15 protein-coding genes and 1 tRNA gene are annotated in these 22,773 nt (G+C 65.8%); 9 read left to right on the forward strand and 7 right to left on the reverse strand.

From position 1 onward, the window contains the following. Positions 1 to 110: 110 nt before the first annotated feature. Positions 111 to 3,116 carry a TonB-dependent receptor domain-containing protein gene (locus tag SLG_RS17300; RefSeq protein WP_014077806.1) on the forward strand — a complete coding sequence of 1,002 codons (3,006 nt, stop codon included), beginning with the start codon at positions 111 to 113 and terminating at the stop codon, positions 3,114 to 3,116. A 659-nt stretch (positions 3,117 to 3,775) separates the two neighbouring features. Here the strand turns inward: SLG_RS17300 and SLG_RS17305 are convergent. From SLG_RS17305 to SLG_RS17325, 5 genes are all read right to left on the reverse strand, one after another. Next, on the reverse strand, positions 3,776 to 5,215 hold the full coding sequence (locus SLG_RS17305) for an NAD-dependent succinate-semialdehyde dehydrogenase (protein WP_014077808.1): 1,440 nt from the start codon (positions 5,213 to 5,215) through the stop codon (positions 3,776 to 3,778). Positions 5,216 to 5,262: 47 nt separating this feature from the next. Next, complete coding sequence (locus SLG_RS17310; RefSeq protein ID WP_158512737.1) at positions 5,263 to 6,603, reverse strand: MFS transporter; 1,341 nt, start codon at positions 6,601 to 6,603, stop codon at positions 5,263 to 5,265. A gap of 63 nt (positions 6,604 to 6,666) precedes the next feature. Next, the gene (locus SLG_RS17315; RefSeq protein ID WP_014077810.1) at positions 6,667 to 7,134 is read right to left on the reverse strand and encodes a nuclear transport factor 2 family protein; all 468 of its coding nucleotides are present in this window, start codon (positions 7,132 to 7,134) and stop codon (positions 6,667 to 6,669) included. Between the two features lie 33 nt (positions 7,135 to 7,167). After that, positions 7,168 to 8,487, reverse strand: coding sequence for a Rieske 2Fe-2S domain-containing protein (locus SLG_RS17320; protein ID WP_014077811.1), 1,320 nt, complete (start codon positions 8,485 to 8,487; stop codon positions 7,168 to 7,170). A gap of 63 nt (positions 8,488 to 8,550) precedes the next feature. Next, the gene (locus SLG_RS17325) at positions 8,551 to 10,239 is read right to left on the reverse strand and encodes a thiamine pyrophosphate-binding protein (RefSeq protein WP_158512738.1); all 1,689 of its coding nucleotides are present in this window, start codon (positions 10,237 to 10,239) and stop codon (positions 8,551 to 8,553) included. A gap of 712 nt (positions 10,240 to 10,951) precedes the next feature. Here SLG_RS17325 and SLG_RS17330 point away from each other — a divergent pair. The 6 genes from SLG_RS17330 (at position 10,952) to SLG_RS17355 (ending at position 19,523) form a co-directional block, all read left to right on the forward strand. Beyond that, the gene (locus SLG_RS17330) at positions 10,952 to 13,774 is read left to right on the forward strand and encodes a TonB-dependent receptor (protein WP_014077813.1); all 2,823 of its coding nucleotides are present in this window, start codon (positions 10,952 to 10,954) and stop codon (positions 13,772 to 13,774) included. Between the two features lie 172 nt (positions 13,775 to 13,946). Continuing rightward, a complete protein-coding gene (locus SLG_RS17335; protein WP_158512739.1) occupies positions 13,947 to 14,930 on the forward strand; it encodes an amidohydrolase family protein in 984 nt (327 codons plus the stop codon). Positions 14,931 to 14,945: 15 nt separating this feature from the next. Further along, complete coding sequence (locus SLG_RS17340; protein WP_014077815.1) at positions 14,946 to 17,087, forward strand: acetate--CoA ligase family protein; 2,142 nt, start codon at positions 14,946 to 14,948, stop codon at positions 17,085 to 17,087. Positions 17,088 to 17,099: 12 nt separating this feature from the next. Continuing rightward, complete coding sequence (locus tag SLG_RS17345; protein ID WP_014077816.1) at positions 17,100 to 17,888, forward strand: crotonase/enoyl-CoA hydratase family protein; 789 nt, start codon at positions 17,100 to 17,102, stop codon at positions 17,886 to 17,888. A 5-nt stretch (positions 17,889 to 17,893) separates the two neighbouring features. Then, the gene (locus SLG_RS17350) at positions 17,894 to 19,066 is read left to right on the forward strand and encodes a thiolase family protein (RefSeq protein ID WP_014077817.1); all 1,173 of its coding nucleotides are present in this window, start codon (positions 17,894 to 17,896) and stop codon (positions 19,064 to 19,066) included. A gap of 10 nt (positions 19,067 to 19,076) precedes the next feature. Further along, a complete protein-coding gene (locus SLG_RS17355; RefSeq protein ID WP_014077818.1) occupies positions 19,077 to 19,523 on the forward strand; it encodes a Zn-ribbon domain-containing OB-fold protein in 447 nt (148 codons plus the stop codon). Positions 19,524 to 19,629: 106 nt separating this feature from the next. On the opposite strand, the gene SLG_RS17360 is transcribed toward SLG_RS17355, so the two are convergent. Next, positions 19,630 to 20,406 carry an IclR family transcriptional regulator gene (locus SLG_RS17360; RefSeq protein ID WP_014077819.1) on the reverse strand — a complete coding sequence of 259 codons (777 nt, stop codon included), beginning with the start codon at positions 20,404 to 20,406 and terminating at the stop codon, positions 19,630 to 19,632. Positions 20,407 to 20,563: 157 nt separating this feature from the next. On the opposite strand from SLG_RS17360, the gene SLG_RS17365 reads away from it, so the two are divergent. Together SLG_RS17365 and SLG_RS17370 are read left to right on the forward strand one after the other, a co-directional pair. Then, complete coding sequence (locus SLG_RS17365) at positions 20,564 to 21,517, forward strand: ABC transporter substrate-binding protein (RefSeq protein WP_070098737.1); 954 nt, start codon at positions 20,564 to 20,566, stop codon at positions 21,515 to 21,517. 8 nt (positions 21,518 to 21,525) lie between these two features. Then, positions 21,526 to 22,284 (forward strand): SDR family oxidoreductase, encoded by a 759-nt coding sequence (locus tag SLG_RS17370; RefSeq protein WP_197535673.1) that lies wholly within the window; start codon positions 21,526 to 21,528, stop codon positions 22,282 to 22,284. Positions 22,285 to 22,566: 282 nt separating this feature from the next. On the opposite strand, the gene SLG_RS17375 is transcribed toward SLG_RS17370, so the two are convergent. Next, a tRNA-Phe gene (locus SLG_RS17375) sits at positions 22,567 to 22,642 on the reverse strand. Positions 22,643 to 22,773 lie beyond the last annotated feature (131 nt).

A 22,773-nucleotide genomic window follows, 5' to 3' on the forward strand; every position in this document is an offset into this window, starting at 1 on the left:
TCCTGACATCCAGCGCAGACTGGGGCAGGACCCCATGCCTCTCCATCCGGGAACCGCTCCGTTCGCGCAAGGCGATGAGAGCAAGAACGACAGGAAGGGAGAGGAGCGACATGATCCGGAACAATGAGAATGGTCGGCGGAGCTGGGGCACGCGGTGCGCGCTGATGTCATCTGCCACGCTGGCGATAGGGACCCTGATCGCCTCGCCCGCTCCGGCCCAGGAGACTCAGCCGCAGGACGGCGAAGCAGCCGCGGACCAGGGTCTCATCGTCATCACCGGCTCGCGTATCAAGCGCGACGGGTTCGAGGATCGGGTTCCCGCGACCGTCATGTCGGCCCAGGCCATCCAGAATCTTGGCCGCGTCAATGTGGGCGAAGTCCTGACGCTCATCCCACAGAACGCCGCCTTCCAGTCCGACACCAATGCCGGGCCCGGCGTCGGAAGTCGCGCCAGCTCCAATATCGGGGCGACCTATGCCAATCTGCGCGGCCTCAACCCGTTCTATGGCACCCGCACGCTGACGCTGGTCGATTCCCGCCGGTTCGTCCCCACCTCGGACAGCGGCGCGGTCGACGTGAACCTGATCCCTTCCACGCTGATCTCGCGTGTGGAGACCGTGACCGGCGGCGCATCCGCCGCTTATGGTTCGGATGCAATCGCCGGTGTCGTCAACATCATCCTCGATCGTCGGTTCCAGGGCTTGAAGGGGCAGATCGACGGAGGCATCACCGAGCGGGGCGACGGGGAAACCTATCATGCCGCGCTGGCCGCGGGCACCGGCTTTGGCGGAGGCCGCGGCCATGTCGTGCTGAGCGCGGAATATCAGAAGAACGAGGAGGTCGGCGGCTGCTCGCGCGTCCGCGACTGGTGCGCCGACAGCTGGGACGTGTTCCTGAACAGCAATGTGATCGTCGGCGGCGTGACGTCCGGCTTCAATCGGCCCGGCACGCCCACCTATGGCCAGCCCAATTATGTGATCGGCCGGGATTCCAAGCTCGCCTACACGACCAGGACCAGCGTGATCCGCAACGCGGCGCCCGCAGCCCCTGCTGCCCGAAACATGATGTGGAACGAGGACGGCACCGCGCTGGTGCCGTTCGATGCCGGCCTTTATTCCCAGGCCAGCGCTCTGGGCCCGCGCAGCGGCGGCGACGGCGCATCGGTCTATGAGGAAGCCTATCTGCGCACGCCCATCGAGCGCTTCGCCCTGTTCGCCGCCGCGAGCTATGACCTGACCGACACGACCGAGCTGACCCTGGAAGCCTCCTATGGCGGTCGCAAGGCGCGGGCGATGGCAATCACGTCTGGCCCCACCTCGACGATGCAGTTCCGACCGGACAATGCCTTCCTCACGCCCGCGGTCCGGGCGCTGGTCGGTTCCAACAATTTCACCGTCGGCACGGACGTCGACGACCAGATCACCAACATGAACATGGCGGACGCCAAGACCTTCCGGGCCGTTCTGGGCGTGAATGGCGAACTCGGCCTCGGCAACTGGACATGGGACGCTTATTATCAATATGGCCGCAACACGCGCTTCCAGTCGCTCAGCCATGTGCGCGTCAACAGCTTCTTCTCCTTCGGCATCGACGCGGTGATCGATCCGAGCACGGGCGACCCCATCTGCCGCGCCAAGCTGCAGGGCAACCCGAATGCAGCCGACTGCGTTCCGATCAACCTGTTCGGCGCGAACAATCTCTCACAAGAGGCGATCGACTATGCCTGGCGGGAAGCGATCGAGGACTTCAAATATGACCAGCATGTCGTGGCAGCATCCATTCAGGGCGCCCTGTTCGACGGCGTGGGGGCGGGCCCGTTTTCCGCGGCGCTCGGTGTAGAGCATCGTTCGGACAAGGGCGACGTGACGCATGGCGACGTGCCTTATTATGACCAGTTCGGCGGCAGCTTCGGGCTGGACTATGCCGGCAAGATCAGGGTCACGGAAGGCTTCCTGGAACTCAACACGCCGCTGCTGCGCAACGTGCCGATGGGCAAGTTCCTGGAACTGAACGGCGCCATACGCCACACCGCGACCAAGAGCACGGACAGCCTGACCGACGATTCAAGGTCGGTGGGCATGACGAGCTGGAAACTGGGCGGCGTCTACGAGCCCATCGAGGGCCTGCGGTTTCGCGCCACCCGCTCGCGGGACATCCGCGCGGCCGGTTTCCGCGAACTGTTCGAGCAGCAGATCCCGACCGATCCCTCCACGACGCGCGGTCGCGTGAACAATCCGTTCAACAGCAACGCCGCCGATGCGACGCCTATCCTCTCCGGCGGCAACTTCGCGCTGACGCCGGAAAAGGCGGATACCTGGACGGTGGGCGCTGTCGTTTCGCCGACGCGGAACCTGCGCTTCTCGGTCGACTGGTTCGCAATCAAGATCACCGATGCCGTGACGACACCCGCCGGGCAGCAGCTCGTCGACACCTGCTTCAATCTCGATGTGTTCTGCGACCGGATCACATTCAATCCGAATGTCGCGAACCGGGCGGACATCACTTTCGTGGATGCGCGCCAGATCAATGTCGGTTCGTTCACCTCGCGCGGCCTCGACATCGAGCTGGATTACACCACCGAGTTCGGCAGCGATTCCCGGGTCAGCTTCCGGCTGCTGGGCACTTATCTCTACGACATGGTCATCCAGGCCGCGCCGGGCTCCACGCCTGTCAACTTCGCGGGCCAGAGCGGCCCGGCCGCCCCTTTGGGTGATTTCAATCCTTCGCCCAAACTGATCCTGAACGGCACGGTCACTTATGATCAGGGGCCGTTCACCGGCACGTTGCAGGGGCGCTATATCGGCAAGGGCGCGCTCAACAAGACTTTCATCGGGCCCGACGACCCCGACTATGATCCTACCCTGCCCAACTCGATCAACGACAACACCGTGGCGTCGCGCTTCTATCTCACGCTCGGCCTCAATGTCCGCCTGCTGTCCGGCGACAATGGCAGACAGCTGGAATGGTTCGGCACCGTCGACAATCTGCTCGACACCGATCCGCCGATCGCGCCCGGATCGACGGCGAGCGTGGTGCAGTCGAGCTACCCCACCAACCCTGCATTCTTCGACACGCTCGGCCGCCGCTACCGCACCGGCATCCGCGTGAGATACTGAGGGCATGAACCGGCACATGGGCTGCGCGGCCAGAGCCCAGCCCATGTGATCGACAGCCTGCCCCGGGCCAATAGCGGGATCGGTTAGCGCACCGGACGCACGGGAAACGGCCCTTCCCGTTCCTCCGGCGCCGAACGTCGATCCTGATCCCCGGCCGCGTGGGCCAAATTCCGGTCCGAATCGCCCTCGGGCCTTCTGGCGACAGACGAAATGGATGGGGCGACCGACGGCGCGAGGGGCCCGACGCCGCCAGCCTGTCCAACATCATGCTGCGGTCTGGAAGTTTACAAAGATGACGACCCGTCGGTGTCATCTTCCGCTTCCGTGAGCTTTGCGGCAGGCCCGGTCAGGCGCACGCCGGAGCCCGCCCCGGCAAGCCTGTGCGGCCCGACCGGATGATGACATGCCTTCAATAGGAATGAGCTGTGCATTGTCCTGCCTCCGTCGATGGGAAGAAGCGTCCGGCCGGGCTGCCACGGCGGAGGGCGTGTAGGACAGAGGAAAAGCGAGGCTGATGTCGGGATCGCGCGCATGCTCACCGGAGACCGCCAGCCCCCGCGGCGCTTCTGAAGCCCTCGCCGCAGGGAAGCAGGGCCTTGTCGATCCAAGCCGACCAGAACCAAAGGCCAGTTCCTCGCTCGAATATATCGCGCGCCTTCCTATTCGAAACGCTCGAGGCTCGTGTAGAACCGGGTCTGGAGATAGGGCTCGATGGCTTCGGCGCCGCCTTCCACCCCGAAGCCTGAATCGCGGACCCCGCCGAAGGGCGTTTCCGCAGCTCCCAGCCCGAAGTGATTGACCGACAGCATGCCGCATTCGATCCGCGAATAGAGATGCCGGGCCTTGGACGGAGAGCCGGTGAAAACATAGGCTGCGAGACCATATGGCAAGCGATTGGCTTCCGCGATCGCGGCGTCCAGCGTCTCGAAGGGTTGTACGGTCAGCAGGGGACCGAACGGCTCCTCGTTCATCACGCGGGACGTGACGGGCGCTTCCGCAAGCACGGTGGGCGGGAAGAAGTTGCCGGCCTCGCCGCGCCGCTTGCCACCGATGTGCAAGCGCGCGCCCTTCGCGAGCGCATCCTCCACCAGGGCTTCGAGCGCTTCGACCCGGCGCGGATTGGCCATGGGGCCCATGGTCGTCGCCGGATCGCCGCCATCGCCCATCTTCACGCCCTCGAACGCCGCCAGCAGGCCGTCGACAAACCGTCCGTAGACCGGCGCCTCGATGAGCAGGCGCGTCGGGCTGATGCAGGACTGGCCGGAGGTGCGGGTCTTGAAAGCGGCCAGTGCCTGCGCGGCGGCCGGGATGTCGGCATCCACGCAGACGATCACCGGCGCATGCCCGCCCAGTTCCATGGTCACAGGCTTCATGTGGCGACCGGCCAGCGCCGCCAGATGCTTGCCCACAACCGTGGACCCGGTGAACGACACCTTGCGGATGGCCGGATGGGGGATCAGATATTCGGAAATCTCCGCAGGCGTCCCGAACACCAGATTGATCACACCCGCCGGCGTGCCCGCTTCCTCGAAGGCCCGCACCAGCGCGGCGCAGGACGCGGGCGTCTCTTCCGGTCCCTTGATGATGATCGAGCACCCCGCCGCCAGCGCCCCCGCGATCTTGCGGACAGCCTGGTTGATCGGGAAGTTCCAGGGCGTGAAGGCGGCGACCGGGCCGACCGGTTCGCGCGTGACGAGTTGCAGGACACCCGCGCCCCGCGCCGGAATGACCCGACCATAAGCGCGTTGGGCTTCGCCGGCCATCCAGTCGATGAATTCCGCGCCTCTCAGCACTTCGCCCAGCGCTTCCGCGACCGGCTTGCCCTGTTCCATGCTCATCAGCCGCGCCGACATCTCGGCATCGCGGCGCAGGATGACCGCGGCACTGCGGAGCGTTTCCGCGCGACTATGGGCCGGCGTATCGCGCCACAGCGCGAAGCCGCGCACGGCGGCATCGGCGGCACGGTCGAGATCGGCGCGCTCCGCCTTGGCGACGCTGCCGATCCTCGAGCCATCGGCAGGATTGACGATGGGCAGGACAACGCCGTCGGCACCCGCTCTCCATTCGCCATCGATGAAAAGTTGCGAGTCAGTATACATGGGGTCCTCCCCTCCTTGGCCATTCAGCGGGAACATGCGGGGGCGGCTCATGCGGGGACCCGCGCGACGTCCTCATTGGCCGGCGCTCTTCTCCAGCCCATCATCGCGAAGTACATGGCGATCAACGGGGCGAGTGCCATGCTGGCCAGCACGATGAACATGCCATCGCGCCCAAGGCCGAGTTCGAGCAGCAGGCCGCCAAAGACCGGGCCGCTGATGGCGCCCAGCCGTGCGATGCCGACAAGCATCGCGACGCTCGCCGTCCGGACCGCAGCGGGATAATGCGTGAGGCCGATGAGCAGCAGTCCCGTGAACACGCCGACATTGCAGAAGGACGTGAAGGAGGCCGCGAGGATGAGCCCGCCCACCATCGGCGGCTGCAAGCCGAGCCAGAGCAGCGCGAAGCACAGCATGAAGAGGAAGATCATCGTCGAACGCACTTCGCGGCCATCGCGCGACAGATAGCCCGCGACCATATGTCCGGCGATGCCAGCGATCCCGCTGACCAGCCCCGCGATCCCCGCCTGGGCCGGACTGAGCCCGGCATTGACGAGCACCGTGGGCTTCCAGTTGAGCAGAAGATAGCTGATGACAGCGAAAACGAACTGCGAAAGCCAGAGCAGCAATGTGGAATTGCGCCTGGCACCCGCCAGCAGGGCGGAAACCTTGGCCTTGCCCCGCGCCACCGCCACGGCAGGAACCTCCGTGACCTGGCTCTGTCCCAGACGGCTCAGAGCGCGGTTGAGGCGCCCGAGCGTCCCGTCGTCGCGCCGGGAGACGATGAAGGAAGGTGACTCCGGGAGCAGAAACAGAATGAGCACGAAGGCGATCGCGTTCAGCGTTCCGGCGGCGATGAACATGGATTGCCAGCCAAAGGGCATGAGCAACAACGCCGCAAACAGACCGCCGACCATCGTGCCGATGGAGAAGCCGCTATGCAGGATCGCCACCGATATGTTGCGCCAGCGCGCATTGGCGAACTCGGACACCATCACGTTGAGAGTCACCGCCAGCGTCCCGAGGCACAGGCCAGTGGTGAAGCGCAGGGCAGCCAGCTGAGGCACGCTTGTGGCGAGCGCGGTCAGCATCATCGTCAGCACGATCGTGCCGGTCGCGACCAGCGTCACGGGTCGGCGACCGAACCTGTCGGCAAGCTGGGCAACGAAGAAGGCCCCGATCGCGAGGCCCACCGCAGTCGCGCCAAACAGCGTTGCAAGAACCGCCGGCCTCAGCCCCCAGTCCTTGACCAGCACGGGTGCCGCGAAGGCGAGCGCCGCGATATCGACGCCATCGGAGATATTGGTCAGGCAGCAGATCGCGACAATCACGAACTGCATGGACGTCATGGGCCGGTCGTAGAGCACCCCGTGTGGAACTGCGTTACTCACCCTCATCTCTCCTGTCCGTTATCTCGTTTCTTCGCCTGCCGACCCGTTGCCCGCTGATAGCCCTCAGCCGGGGGACCGCACCCGCATCGCCAGCTCGGTGCGTTTGGATGCGATCTTCCAGCCTTCGGCGGTCCGCCTGTGGAGCTCGAGTGTCGGGAAGATCGCGCTCACGCCCTGCGTCCAGCCGGCGCTCCCATCCGAGCCGCGGCTGCCGGGAATGACGACGGTGTTGGCGCGAACCTCCGCACTGGTCGCGTCGATCACCTGCACTTCGAGATTGCAGACGAGATGGAAGACCCTGCGATCCGCTTCCGGAACGTCCGGGTTGCCGCGCTGGCGGACATTATCCACATATCGCGCGATCGCGGCGCGGCCGACATGGCCATCGTCGCTGTTCATCTTGTACCAGACGCCGTCCTCGGCGAACAAGGCGGCGGCTTCGGCGCCTCGCGCGCCATCGAGGCGATTGTAGAAGCGCACGGTGTTCTGGGCGCATTCCCATTCGATCCCTCGCCGCTCATCGTCGGTCATGGCAGCGTCCCTCCCCTGTAATCTCTGGCCTGTTCACGCCAGCGTCCGTCCGGTCTCGTCGGCGACGGCGCGAACCACCTCGGCATAGTCCGAGCCATTCTCGACGAGCACATCGAACGAGATCATGTCCCGGAAATCATTGTCCGCAGGGCTGCGAACCACGCCGACCGGATCCCTGCCTTCCTGCACATCGGCGATCGCCCGCAGCATCATCCGCCGCGCCGCGCCGATCGCGAGATCGGTCCGGCCGAGATGCTCCTGCGTGCGGTCCTGGATCGACCCCTGCGATTCCGTCGCAAAGGCATCATGGACACTGAAATGGGAGCCCATGCCGGTATAGCTGTCGGCAAACGTGCTGCGATCCTGCAGATAGCGGTTCCGCAATTGCTGCCGGTGATGGAACTCTCCATCGAAATACTGGGGATCGCGCGGACGGATCGACGGGGCGAACTCGTCAGTCTCCCGCGCCTGGGCGATGGGCGCGTCGCGGCGCAGCGTGAAGCCGAAGCGCCAATGCACATGGTCGTTGATCGGCACATGCCAGATGCCGACATGACCATCCCCCCCCTGCGGGCCGGCGATCACCGAGAAATTGGGCATCCCGAAAGTGGTCACGCGCAGATAGGTCTTGTCCGGCCCCCCATCGCGGACCTGGAAGATGCGCATGCCGAACGGGGCATCCTCGACCTTGAGCGCCGGCACGGAGAAAGGATCGACGGCGGCGTCCGATATGTCCACCCTGCCGAACTTGCGCATGTCGCCAAAGACAAGGCCGGACCTGTTCAGCATCTGCGAGGAGCGATGCAGGAAGCCGACATGCGCGGGATCGTAATTGCCTTCGTTCGCCTGGAGATAATTGCACTCCTTGAAGAGCTTGCGGGCAAAGACATGCTCGGGCGGATAGGCGAAGAAATCATAGGCCGGGAAAAGCGGTGGTTCGCCGGGCCCCATATAGGCGAAGACCGCGCCGCCCCGCTCGACGACCGGATAGGACTTCTGGCAGATCTTGTCCTTGAAGGTGGACCCCTTGGGTTCCGCAGGTTGTTCAAGGCATTTGCCGCCGACATCGAACAGCCAGCCGTGATAGAGGCACCGCAAGCCGCCATCCTCCACGCGGCCATAGGACAAGTCGGCCCCCCGATGGGGACAGTGCCGCCCAAGCAGGCCGAGCCGGCCATCCTCGTCGCGAAACAGCACGAGCGCCTCGCTCAATATGTCGATCGGGAGCGGGTCTCCGCCCAGGGGAATCTCGCTGGCGAGCGCGACTGGTTGCCAGTAGCGCCGCAGCAATGCGCCGCCCGGCGTACCGGGGCCGGTCTGGGTGAGCAGGTCGTTCTGTTCCTTGGTAAGCATGCAAAACTCCGAGATATCCCGCGCCTCCCTGCGGAGGCGAACGCCCCCGGCGGTCAGCCCCTGTCAGGCTCCGCCAAAGCGAACGCGATTGAACGTAATCATCTGCAGCAGCGGATCGCGCCGCTCGAGCCCGCTATCGGGGTCGACCAGCACGTTCACGACCGCCGGACGGCCGGCGCGCACTGCCTCCAGGGCCCGGTCGAACGCCGGCCCGACCTCCGCAGGCGTGGCCGCGATTTCGCCGTGGCATTCCAGCCCCCGGGCGACGAGTTCGTAGCCGCTCTGGGCGAAATCCACCCCATAAGTGCCATTGAAGAGATGCAGGGCGATGTTGCGGCTCGACCCCCAGGCGCCATCATTGGCGACCATCACGAAGATTGGCAGACCGTGCAGCGAGGCCGTCGCCAGCTCGCCCAGATACTGCCCGAAGGCGCCGTCGCCCGTGCCAAGGAAGACCGGCCGCTCGTCGCCCGCCTCCTGCAAGGCGGCGACCGCGCCGATGGCATGGGGCAGGCCGACGCCCATCGCCCCGAAAGGCTCGTGATCGATGAACCCCGGCGAGTGCGTACAGCGCAGGACTGCCTTGAACCAGTTATTGCAATTGGCGCCGTCGCCGACGAACAAACCGTTTTCAGACATGCGCGCGGCCAGCTCTCGCGCCATGCGCAAAGGGTGGACCTGCCCTTCCTCGCTGCGCCCTGCGCTCTCGATGCGCTCCAGCCTCGGAGCCACGGCGGCCTTCACCCAGCGCACATCTCGCCGGGCCGGGGAGCGTCCCGACAGGGCATCCGCCATGCTCGCCAGCGCATGCCTGCAATCGCCGGCGACAGGCGCTTCGACGGGGCGGCCCCGACCGATCTCGGACGCGTCGTTGTCGATCTGGATGAAGCGGGCGTCGGCCGCAAATACCGGCGGCGTCCCGAAGCCGATCGCGCCCGCGATGCGGCAGCCGGCAAACAGGACAACATCCGCCTGCTGCGCGGCAACGCTGGCAACGGGCCAGGGAAAGACCGTTTCCATGTCCTCCGGGACCAGCCCGCGCGAGGAGCCCTGGAGCAGCACGGGAATGCCGAACTCGCGATTGAGCCGGGCCAGTTCGGCGCCGGTATCGGACCAGTATGCGCCGGCCCCCGCCACGATCAGCGGCCGCTCGGCATCGCCAAGAAGCGCGGCAGCGCGGGCTATGTCTTCCGACGCGGGCGCCGGCGGATGCGCGCGCAGCACCGGCCCGAGCGAGGCGGCAGCGACGGCATCGTCCGCCTCGCCATTGGCGACATCACGCGGGATCTCGAGCAGGACCGGCCCCGGCTGGCCGGACATGGCAATGCGCGCCGCCATCTCGACATATTCGCCGAGCCGCGAGGGATCATGCACGACCTGCGCCCATTTCACGATTGAGCGCACCAGTCGCGCATGGTCCAGTTCCTGCATCGGACGCGCATCGAGCATGCGCAGCGGATTGCGGCCGGCGATGATGAGCACTGGCGAAGAATTATCGAATGCCGACGCAATTCCGCCAACCGCATTCGCGAGTCCGGGGCCTGACGTGACGCAGGCCACGCCAAGGCTCCGGCGCATCTGTGCATAAGCATCGGCCGCGAGGACGCAGGGGCTCTCGTGCCGCATGTGGATCAGCCGGATGCCTTCCCGCTGCAACGCGCCGAACACCGACTCAAGATGACCCGGCAGACCGAAAACGGTGCCCACGCCCTGGCGCGCAATCGCCTTCGCAATCAGGTCAGCTCCCAGCATCATCCCTCCTGTCCGCAGCCTTGATGGGCATGTCTTACCCGTTTCAATACGGATGACCGGATCGAAAGAAAAGTGATTTTCCTGTAATATGCGAAAAATGTTGTATTATAGTGCGGCGAAAGCCAATGCACTCTGGCACTTTGGCGGCATCTCTCGCTATCAGGACACGAACGCAGCCTTGCGGCAACCGACGGTGGATATGCCTGCCGGCACCGCTCCGAGAGACCAGTTTTTTATAACGATCTTGATGGGTGAAAGGCCTTGGCGCTCCCATCAAATCATTCTTCCAGATTAAGCACACGTCGGGGATCGTACTCCAAAACCCACTCGATCCGTGAGACTATTTATAGTATCGTTTAATTTATGTACAAGGGCACCCGACTCATGTAGCTTTGGCGCGGATTCGCAAGCTGTTGGATGCGTCTCACCGACCAAAAATGATACTTTGCCGCATTACAGGATTCGATTGATTTCGCATATTGTGGGATTGACGAGGATATTGAGCGATGCAACAGTAGGAGAATGGGGCCCGGGGGGGGGGGCATGTTTGCCTGCGGGACCCAAGACAGACCCTGCCGCCTCCGCCCGGCTGATGCCGGTGCGTGGGCATCCGCGTCCCTGCGGGCGCCAAAAACATAAGAAAATGGACGCGCTGTTACGGCCGGAGTCCGGCTGCATGGCGACAAAATCATAAGAAACAGGAGAGGAAAACATGATCGGGATTGAACACGGCCGCCGTCGGAATCTGCGCACCCGCCGCGACCTGATGGCATCGGTCGCGCTCGCCATCGGCATGATGGTCACCACCCCCGCCGCCGGTCAGGACGCACAGTCACCTCAGGACATGCCCCCGGAAGGCGAGATCATCGTCACCGGCTCGCGCGCCGCGGCTTCCGGCTTCTCGGCGCCCTCGGCGGTATCGGTCCTCGGTGCCGACCTGATCGAACGACAGTCGCCCGTGTCCCTTGGCGAGGTTCTGCAGCAGGAGCCCGCGTTCAAGGCCACCCGCTCGCCGGGCGGCAATGCCAATAATTTCTCCAGCCCCGGCCAGTCGACCGCCGACCTGCGCGGCCTGGGCGGCCAGCGAACCCTCGTGCTTGTCGATGGCTCGCGGATCGTGCCACAGGCCCCCGCCGTCACGACCGGCGTGCCGGTGACGACCGACCTCAACGTCATCCCCACCAACATGATCGAGCGTGTCGAGGTGGTGACGGGCGGCGCATCCGCCCAATATGGTTCGGACGCGGTCGCGGGCGTGGTCAACATCCTGCTCAGGAAGCGGATGGAAGGCATCGAGCTGACCGCACAGACGGGCATTTCCCAGCAGGGCGATAATTTCCGTTACAAGCTCGGCGCGGTCGGCGGCTTCCAGTTTGCCGATGGGCGCGGCAATGTGGTTTTCGCTGCGGAAGCAGCCGCCATGGACCAGATCGAGGATCTCTACCGCCGTGCCTGGGGCCGCGAAGAGTGGATGACGGTCACCAATCCCAATTTCGCGACCAATGGACTGCCCGCCAACATCGTCGCCCCCCATGTGCTCAATTCCAACGGGGTGGGTGGCAGGATACGGGGCCCGGCCGGCTTCAGCCTCAATAACTACACGTTCAACGATGACGGTACGATCCGCCCCTATCAGCAGGGCTCCATAGACAACGGCACTTATCAGCTCGGCGGCGAGGGCCTGAGCCGCAACGCGGGTTCCAGCCTCGTGCCCGGCATCGAGCGTTTCGTCACTTACGGGCGGGCGAGCTTCGAATTCTCGGACGCTCTGGAGATCATCCTCGAGGGTGGATATGCCGAAACCAAGGGCACTTTCACAGGCGGCCTCCCGAACTTCTCGGGGTTCACCATCCGCCGCGACAACGCCTTCCTGCCGCAAGCGGTCAAGGATGCCATGGCCGCGCATCCCGGAGGTCCGCTCACCTCCATTACGGTGGCGAAAGGCGTCTATGATGTCGGCAACATCAACTTCACGGTCAAGAACGAGACGCCCCACGGCACCATCGGCGTGCAGGGCGCGCTTGGCGGCTCCTGGCATTACGACGCCCATTATTCCTACGGCGAGAACAAATTCCGCAGCGACTTCACCAACAATTTCTCGCCGGTGTTCTGGAACCTGGCGGTCGATGCCGTCGTCGATCCGACGACCAACCAGATCGTCTGCAGATCGCGACTGCCCGGCGCGGCGCCCAATCCGCTCGCGGCCGGCTGCGTTCCGGTGAACATCTTTGGGCCGAACGCCGTCAGCGAGTCCGATCCCGCCGGCCTGGCCTACGTCAACCGCGCGGATTACAACGCGGTCCTGTACAAGCAGCATGCGGCCGGGATCAACGTGCGCGGCGAGCCCTTCTCCACCTGGGCAGCGCCCGTCTCGGTGGCGTTCGGCGGCGAGTATCGCAAGGAAACGCAGGACCTGACCGCAGGCCCGCTGTCCACCGCCAGCCGGTTCGCGATCGGCAATGCCGTGCCTTTCTCCGGCGAATTCAGCGTCACCGAGGGCTATCTGGAAGCGATCGTGCCGCTCGCGCGCGATCTCTCCTTCGCCCGCACGCTCGATCTCAGCGGTGCGATCCGCTACGCCGACTACAGCACCGCCGGGGCGCAAACGACCTGGAAGGTCGGCGGCGTCTGGGAGCCCATCGACGGGCTGCGCTTCCGCGCCACTCGCTCGCGGGACATTCGCGCACCTGCCATCTTCGAGCTTTTCTCGCCCGGCTCGTTCACCAACACGGCCCTGACGGTCAATGGCGTCACGGAAGTCATTCCGCAGAACCGCACGATCGGCAACCTCGACCTCAAGCCGGAAAAGGCGGACACGCTCACGCTCGGCGTGGTCCTGCAACCCAGCGCCATCCCCGGCCTGCGCGTCTCGCTCGACTACTACAAGATCAACCTCAAGGATGCGATCGACACGCTGTCGGCGGCCAATATCGGCAATGCCTGCACCGCCGGCGATGCCCTGTCCTGCAGCTTCATCACCTTCGCCGCGAACGGCGTGACGCCCGTCCGGCTGGAAGCGCCGATCCAGAACATCTCCCAGTTCGAGACCAGCGGCCTCGACCTGGCGCTATCCTATCGCCTCAGCCTGGGCGGCAGCGGGGCGCTCACCACGCGGCTCAGCGGCACTTATGCGCTTCATGCCTACATCAACGGCATCGATCGGGCTGGCGAGAACGGCATGGGCAGCCTCGGCTCGCAACCACGCTTCCGTGGCAATCTCTCGCAGACCTACAGCAACGACGTCCTCTCCCTCACGGCGCAGATGCTCTTCATCAGCGCGGGCAAGAACGACAACCAGTTCAACACGATCCCCGCGCTGTCGATCAACGACAACACGATCAACGCGGCGGCTTATGTGAACCTGCTCGGCTCGGTGAAGATCACCGACCGGTTCGAGTTGCACGCGGGCATCGACAATCTGCTGGATACGGACCCGCCGGTCAGCCCCTACGCCACGCAGGGCCAGGCCGTGAATGGCCAGCTCTACGACAAGATCGGGCGCGTGTTCGAGGTAGGCGCCAAGGTCAGGTTCTGACGACCTTCCGCGCAGGCGGCGCATCGCAGCTTCCGGGCCCGATGCGCCGCCGGCCGGAACGACGGACAGGCACGAACGACGAACGATCCCGAGGGACGACATGACCAGCGATACCACGAACGCCCGGCACGGCGGCGCAGAGCCCTTTTCGCAGACGGCGCGGGATCCACGCATGACGGAAGCTGGATGGCCCGTCTCGCGCCGTGACATCATGGCGCTTGCCTGCGCCCTCCCCCTGTCCTGCGCGGCGCGCGCGGTGCCGGGGGACCTGGGGGCGCCGGGCGTCGAACTTTACGATAGCCACATCCACTTCTTCACGAACGACATCGGACATTATCCCATCGACACGCGCAATTCGCGCGAGGGCGAGGAAGTAACGCGCTCACGCGTCATGCGGGATCCGGGCACGCCGGAGAAAGTCTTCGCCTGGTGGGCACAGTCCGGCGTCACGTCCGGCACAGGCGTCCAGTATAGCGGTGTCTACAAGACCGATAACAGCTACGTCCTCGATCTCGCCGACCGCTTTCCGGACAAGATCCATGCCGAGATCATCATGGACGCACGCAATCCCGCAAGCCCTGATCGTCTGGAGGCACTGGTCGCAGCGCGGCGCGTGTCGGCGATGCGGCTTACCGGCTTTACCCAGGACACGCGGGACATTCCGTGGTTGAACTCACCGGACGCGCTGCGGCTGTGGGCCACCGCCGACAGGCTGGCCATCCCGGTCGGCATCACCTTCCTGCCGCCCAAGGGAACCATCGAGGCGCTGAGCGCGGTCCGCACCCTTGCGGAACGCTTCACAAATTGCCCGATCATCCTCGAACATTGCGGCCGGCTGGTGAAGGGCGACATCGCGCCTGCGCATCTGGCGCTGCGCGCCTTTCCCCACGTCCATTTCAAATGGACGACGAACGTGATCGACGAGTTGAAGGCGCAGGCTCATTCGCCCGCCGAACTTCTGCGGCGCGCGACCGACATCTTCGGAGCGGACCGAATCATGTGGGGATCCGACAGCGGCAACACCCTGTGGCCCTATGCCGACATGGTGGCCGACGCCCTGGCCTCCACCAGGGCCCTGAATGCCGACGAGCGCCGACGGGTGCTGCACGACAATGGCCACGCGATGTTCACGCGCCGCAAGCCGCAAGCGATATAAGGACAGGAGAAAGACATGATGGAGGCACCACGTCGCAAGGCAGCGACGGGTAAGGCGGCGGTCGAACTGCTCATGCGCCCCCGCGCGGTGGCGGTGATCGGCGTCTCGTCCAAGCCCCGCTCGGCCGGCCGCACCGTGCTGGGGGCCTTGCAGGCCAATGGCTTCGCCGGCGATATCCATCTCGTCGGCCGCAGTGGCGGCGAGATCGATGGCATAGCCGTGCTGACATCGGTCGACGAGCTGCCCGAGGGCATTGATCTCGCCATTTTCGCCTTGCCCGCAGCTGGCGTGAAGGATGCGCTGGAAGCTTGCGCCCGGCGCGGGGTGCGCGCCGTGACCATCTTTTCCTCCGGCTTCGCGGAGATCGGCAATCGCGCCGAACAGGACGAACTGGCCCGCATCGCTCGCGAGGGCGGCGTCGCGCTGCTGGGGCCGAACTGCCTTGGATACACCAATTTCGTCGACGGCTTCGCGGTGACATTCTCGATCGCGCGCCAGGTGCCGAAGCTCCAGCCCGACCGGACCGACCCGGCCATCGCGATGGTCTCCCAGAGCGGGGGCCTGATGGCCTTCGCCCGCGCGTCGCTGGAGGCGGCGAACCTCCCCGTCGCTTATCTCGCCTCGACCGGCAATGAAGCCGGGGTGGGACTGGCGGACTTCATCGAATTCTTTGCCGACGATCCCGCCACGCGCCTGATCTCGCTCTATCTGGAGGAAGTGCGCGATCCGCAGGCCTTCCTCGCAGCCGCACGCTATGCCCGCTCGAAAGGCAAGCCGGTGGTCATGATTCACCCCGGCCGCAGCGCCGAGGCCAAGGCCGCAGTGCAATCGCACACCGGCGCGCTCGCCGGGGACTATGACATGATGCGCGTCCACCTCGCGCGGGCAGGCGTGGCGCTGGTTGACACGCTCGAGCAATGGGTGGACGTGACCGAGCTGCTCGCCCGCTATCCCGAACCGCCGGTCGATGGCCCGGGGATCGTCACCTTTTCCGGCGGCTTCGTCGCCATCGCCCATGATTATTGCGCGGATATCGGCCTCGACCTTCCCCCGCTCTCGCCGGACATCGTGGCCGATCTCACCCCGCAGCTTCCGGACTTCATGCCCCCGCGCAATCCGCTCGATCTCGGCACCGAAGTGCTGTGGAAGCCGGAACTGACCGGGATCGGAACGCGCGCCCTGCTCGACGACCCGGCGATCGGGTCGCTGTGCATCTGCATCGCGCAAGCCAACCCCCGGGCGCAGCTCAGCTATGGCTTCCATTTCATCGATGCACTGAAGGAGCACCGCAAGCCGGCGATCTTCTCGCTCCCCAATTCGGAACTGGCGCCCGAATTCGAAGCCGCGCTCAGGGAGAACCGCATCATCTTCAGCCGCTCGGCGGAGCGCGCCATCCAGGCAATCGGCCTCGCCACCTTCCATGGCCGCGCTCTCCAGCGGGCGAAGCGGGCGGTCACGCCCGTGCGTTTCGAGGGCCTGCCGGTGCTGGGCAAGGGCGCCTTGCCGGAATGGCAAGGCAAAACCCTGCTGCGGGCGATCGGCATCCCGGTTCCCGAGGGCGGACTGGCCACGAGCCTGGACGAGGCGCAAGCGATCGCGGCGCGCATCGGCTATCCCGTCGCGCTCAAGGCGCAGGCAGGCGCGCTCGCCCACAAGACCGAGGCTGGCGGCGTGATCCTGAACCTCGCCGATGCCGAGGCGCTGCGGGCCGGCTGGGCGACGCTGCACGACAATATTTCGCGCGCGCAGCCGGGGCTGACGCTCGACGGGGTGCTCATCGAGACAATGGCGCCCAAGGCACTGGAGCTCGTGGTCGGCGCGCGGCGCGATCCGAAATGGGGGCCTGTGCTGCTCGTCGGGCTGGGGGGCATCTGGATCGAGGCGATCGGCGATGTGCGGCTGATGCCTTGCGATCTGGCCGAGGCGGATATCGTCGAGGAAATCGGCAAGCTGCGCAGCGCGAAGCTGCTGGGCGCCTTCCGGGGCGCACCGCCGGTCGATGTCGCCGCTGTGGCGCGGACGGCGGCCTTGATCGGCCGGCTGATGCTCACCCGGCCAGAAATCGTCGAAGTCGACATCAACCCGCTCTTCGCCCACGCACGGGGCGAAGGCGTGACGGCGGTGGACGCGCTGGTCGTCACCCGCACCGATGATTGACGGGAGGCAGGGATGACCGAGCAATTCGTGACCTATGAGCTGGATGGCGATGTCGCGCTGGTCGGCATCGACCGCGCGGACAAGCGCAACGCCATCAGCATGGACGTGATGAACCAGCTTCTCGCCGCTTTCCTCCGCGCGGCAGACGAGGCGCGCTGTGGCGTGCTGTTTGGCCATGGCGACAATTTCTCGGCCGGGCTCGATCTGGCCGAGGCCGCCGCGCGGCTCAAGTCCGGTGCGCCCTCGACACCTCGGTCGCGCGGGCGCTGGAATGGGCCGCTCGATCAGGTCGCGCGCGGAGGCCTGCCGTGGATCGCCGCCCTCAAGGGCGCATGCATTGGCGGCGGACTGGAAATCGCGGCCGCATGCCACATCCGGGTTGCCGATCAGACGACCTTCTTCGCCCTGCCGGAGGGGCGGCGCGGCATCTTCGTGGGCGGTGGCGGATCGGTACGGATCCAGCGATTGATGGGCTATGCCCGCATGGCGGATCTGATGCTCACGGGCCGCGCGCTCAACGCGGCCGAAGGCGAGCGCGCCAATCTCTGCCAATATGTCGTCCCGGCCGGGCAAAGCCTGGAGAAGGCGACGGAGCTCGCGCGGGCCGTCGCGGCCAATGCCGCGAGCACCAACTGGGGCGTCTGCGCGGCACTCCCCCGCGTCAATGACATGGCGCATGACGACGGGCTGTTCATCGAGGGGCTGATCGGCATGGCTGCGCGCAGCAACGAGAGCGCGGACCGGATCGGCGCCTTCCTCGGCGGACGCAACAAGGTCGCCGCCCCGGACAAGGAGGACTGACGCCCATGGCCCTGCACGATGCCGCAATCATCGCATATGCCGAAACCAAAATCGTCCCGGTCAGCGACCGGGACATCTGGCAGCTGGGCGCCGATATCCTCGAACAGCTGCTCGACCGCTCCGGCTACGAGAAAGGCGAGATCGATGGCCTGATCCTTTCCGCCTCGCTGACCGGCGCGGGCAACCCCTTCTGGTCCCAGGCCACAGCCGACGCACTCTCGCTCGAGTTGGATTTCTGCCAGACGGTCGACATCGGGGGCTGCTCGCCGCTCGGCGCCGTGGCCCGCGCGAGCGCGGCGATCGATGCCGGCTTCGCCACCTCGGTGCTGTGCCTCTATGCCGATACGGCAGTCGCTGAGGGTTCCGCCCGGGCACGCTCCTTCGGCCAGGAGTGGACAACGCCGCTGGGCTATATCGGCCCGCCGGCGGCTTTCGGCCTGCTCACGCGCTATTATGAAGAGAAGTTCACGCTCGATCATCGCGCGCTCGGCAAGCTTGCGGTCACCCAGCGCGAGCACGCGATCCTCAATGATCTCGCCTGTGAGAAGCTGCGCAAGCCGATCACCATCGAGGACTATCTTCAATCGCGGATGATCAACGATCCCGTCCGGCTGCTCGACAGCGTCATGCCGTGCGACGGCGCCAGCGGGCTGCTCGTCACGGGCCGACGCGCCGCCGAGAAGCGCGGCCTGACCAGATGCGTCGTGCCCGTCGGCTATGGCGAGCGCACCAACTACCAGGCGTCGCGCGCGCTCGTCGATCCCACCGAAACAGGCCACAGCGCCGCCGGCGCCAGATGCTTCGCGCAGGCCGGCCTGACGCCGCGCGATATCGCTGCCTTTCATCCCTATGACGATTTCATCATCGCCATCATGATGCAGCTCGAGATGCTCGGTTTCTGCCCCCACGGCCAAGGCAGCGCATTCATTCGCGAGACCGATTTCGGCTTCGCTGGCGACTTGCCGCTCAACACCGGCGGCGGACAGATCTCCGCCGGGCAGGCGGGACTGGCCGGCGGCGGCACCAATCTCGTCGAGGCCGTCCGCCAGCTGTTCGGCGAAGGCGGTGCACGGCAAGTGACGAACACACGCAATGCGCTCGTCACCGGCATCGGCGGCATTCCTTATGGGCGGAACTGGAACAGCAGTGCCGCCATGATCCTCACCCCCGATGCCTGAGGACGGAGCCATGACCGACTTCAACGATCTCACGGATCTCGATCGTCCCCTGCCCGTCGAGCGCAGCTTCTCCAGACCCTTCTGGGACGCCACGCGCGAGCGCCGGCTGCTGCTGCAATATGACCGGGTCGCGCAGGCCTTCCAGTTCTATCCGCGCCCCACGAGCATCTATACCGGCCGGGCATCGACGCTGGAATGGCGCGAGGTCTCGGGAGAGGGCAGCATCTTCAGCTACACGATCGCCCGGCGCGCGCGCCCGCCCTTTCGTGGCAACGAGCCCTTCTGGCTGGCACTGGTGACACTGGACGAAGGCGTCAATGTCATGGCGAATGTCATCCAGTGCGCGCCCGGGCAGATGCAGATCGGCATGCGCGTGCTGCCGCACTGGGCGCCGTTGTCCGATGGCCGTCATCTGCTGCTGTTCAGGCCCGCGCAGGGCGGATCACCATCCGGATGACGGCGCGCCGGGCATGGTGAACCTCCGCGTCGCGGCGCCCGACATGCTCAGGGCTTGCGCGGACCGGCGTGGCGAGCGCGGTGCGCCCGCAGTGCCTTCCCCGGGCTTACCGGCTCGCGGCGGCGGCCATGATCTCCTCGATCTGCCGCGCCCCTTCCGTCAGACGCGGAACGAGCGTCTCGCGAGGCGGCATCTCGCGCGATTGCTGCATGATGATCGAAAGGCTCCCGATCACGACCTGCTGATCGAAGATCGGCACGGCGATGCCCTGCATTCCGCCCTGCAACTCGCCGCTGGTGATGACCGCACCCGCACTGCGCAGCGCTCGGAGGCTGCGCTTCACTTCCGTCCAATTCCCCCCAAGGCCGACGGCAGCCATGGCAGCCGGGTCCCGATCATAGATTGGCCGGACGAGGCGGAAGTTCATGTTGGCGAGAATGGCCTTGGACGGCGCGCCCCGGTGCAGCGGCATCAGCTGGCCGCGGCCATAGCTGACCGGCTGCCGCTCGAAGTCGTTCGCAAGGTCGGGCGGCTCGAGTGTTTCCTGATGCACGCACATCACGTCCGTCCGGTAGAGCCGGCACAGCGGCACCCAGATATGGGGACCCAGTTCCCTCGCGAGCCGGCGCATCACTGGCCGTGCCGCGACGATCAGGGGATCGAGCAGGCGCATCTGCCGGTCAAACCGGATGATGGCCGGACCAAGCGTGTATCGGCTCGGCGTATGCGCCGCCACGAGCCCTGCCTCCACCAGGCTGCGGAAGTAGCGATAAGTCGTGCTCAATGTCATATCGAGCTCTGTCGCGGCTTCCTCGACCGACCATTCCGGGCGATCCATCGTGAAAAGCGCAAGCACGTTTAGGAGACGATTCGCCGTGGACATCAACACGCTAATGCAACGTGCCGACACCGTTTCCAAGCGCTGTCACGCGCTCGGTGAGCGGTCCGGACGAATTGTCTCCGAGCCGGACCGCACGTCTCCTGCACGTCCCAAAGCGCAATGGTCCTCCCTTCCCCGTCTGGCCGGCAAGCTCGCTCTCATGAGTGCCCTGGCACTGTCCGCCATCGGATGTGCAAACCGCGCGTCATCGCCCGCCGTGATCGACGATCTGCAGGTTCGCGGCAACGCGACCATCGAGCTGACGCCGGTCCATTATGCGATCCGGCATCTCGGCGCTGCCCGGGCCGAAGCCGCGCGCGGAGGGATCCCCAGCCTCTTCGACGCAAGCGGCGCCGATCTTGCGGGACACGCCGAGACTCAGGCATTGCGGAGCACGCTGGACCATCCCGACCTGCGGATCATCCTGACGATCACCGAAGGCCGTTACCGCATCGTGGCGAAGCGCTCGGCGGGCATTCGCACCCTCACGGACTTGCGCGGCAAGACGATCGCCACGCCGCGGGAAAGCTCGGCCGCCTTCTATCTCCATCGCGCGCTGGCGGTGGCCGGGATGGCCGAACGTGACGTCGAGATCGTCAATATCGCCATGCCGCCCCGGGACATCGCCTCGCTGCTGCTCCGGGGCAAGGCTGACGCCGTGGCCTTGTGGGAGCCCGAACCCCAGCGCGCCATCGAGCGCCTTGGGGAGGACGCCATCATTCTCGAACCCGAGACCGGCTATCGCGAGCTCTACAATCTCAACACGACGGCCGCGAAGCTCGCCGACCCTGCCACCCGCGCGAAGATCGTCCGCTTCGTCGCGACGCTCATCCAGGCGTCGGCAAGGATGAAGGAGGACAGGCCCGGCGCCGTGGCGCTCGCTGCCGAGACGACCGGCTATCCAGCAAACACTGTGGCCCCCGTCTGGCGGCATCATGCCTTTCCGGCTACGCTGGCCCCCGGCCTGCTCGATACGCTGGTCGCCGAGGAGCGCTGGCTCGCGGGCCTCGCGAGGCGCCCCGCGCGTACGCGAGCACAGCTTGCGACGCTGATCGACCCGAGCATCGAAGCGGAAGCACGGGCCCTGCTGGGCCGCCAGGGTCGCGTTCAATGACAGTGCCAGTGCCCAACCAACCTCAGGAGGACAATGTGCAGGATCTCTCTCGCCACACAGCCATCATCACCGGCGCCAGTTCGGGAATCGGCGCGGGCATCGCGCGATGCTTCGCTGCGTGCGGGGCCCGGCTCATCCTCGCGGCGCGCCGTGCCGATCGGCTGGACGCGCTCGCCGAGGAATTGAGTGCCAGCGGTGCCCAGGTCCTGCCACGGCCCACCGACGTGACCATCGAGGAGGATGTCATCGGGCTTTTCGCCGATGCGGAGGCCTTTTCTCCCGTCACCCTCCTCGTCGCAAATGCCGGCATGGCCATTCATCGTCCCACGGTCGACGTGACGCTCGAGCAATGGCGCGCGGTCATCGACGTCAATCTGACCGCCGCTTTCCTATGTGGCCGGGAGGCGCTGCGCGTGATGCAGCCGCGCGGACGGGGCCGCATCATCAACGTCGGCAGCCTCTCCGCGCAAATGCCCCGTGCCGATACGATCGCTTACACCGCCAGCAAGTTCGGGCTGGAAGGGCTGACCCGGGCACTGGCCCTGGAAGGCCGCCCGCACGGCATCACGGCCTCGATCATCCATCCCGGCGCGACGATCAGCGAACTCATCGGCGAGCGCTCGCTGCGGGCCAGCGCTTCGCCAACGACAATGGAAGCCCGCCACGTCGCCGAGCTTGTCGCCACGATGGCCGCCGTCCCCGATGAGATCAACGTGCTGTCCACCACGATCCTCCCCATAGCGCAGCCTTATCTCGGCAGAGGCTAGCCGCGGGGACGAGTTCGCGGACTTTGATGGAGCCGGAAGCCCGCTTTTCAGCCATTTTTCGTTTGTCATCCCGAACCTGATCCGGGGCTCCGCTGACGTGAATCCCGCCGGGGTACCCGATTGGAGGAAACCGGAAGAAGCGGGATCGCAATGTTGGACCGGCATCGCCGGGCAGACGAGGAAGGCAAACAGGAAGCGGCGGGTTCGGCAAGTGCCATCGCCATGCCGCGATGGCTCGGCCAGATCGCCAATCCAACACCGTCTTGTTCATCGCCATGAAAATGGTGCCCGGGGACGGAGTCGAACCGCCGACACTGCGATTTTCAGTCGCATGCTCTACCAACTGAGCTACCCGGGCACGGGATCGTCGCGCGGCCGGTGGCCGGCGGAGAGCGAGCGCTATAAGCATGAGGATGCGAGCCTGTCCACCCCCATGATGCTTAATCTGTGCCTTGCTGGCACCCGGCAACGGAACTGCCGCGCTCGGGG

This window comes from Sphingobium sp. SYK-6, assembly GCF_000283515.1.
Taxonomy (GTDB): Bacteria; Pseudomonadota; Alphaproteobacteria; order Sphingomonadales; family Sphingomonadaceae; genus Sphingobium; species Sphingobium lignivorans.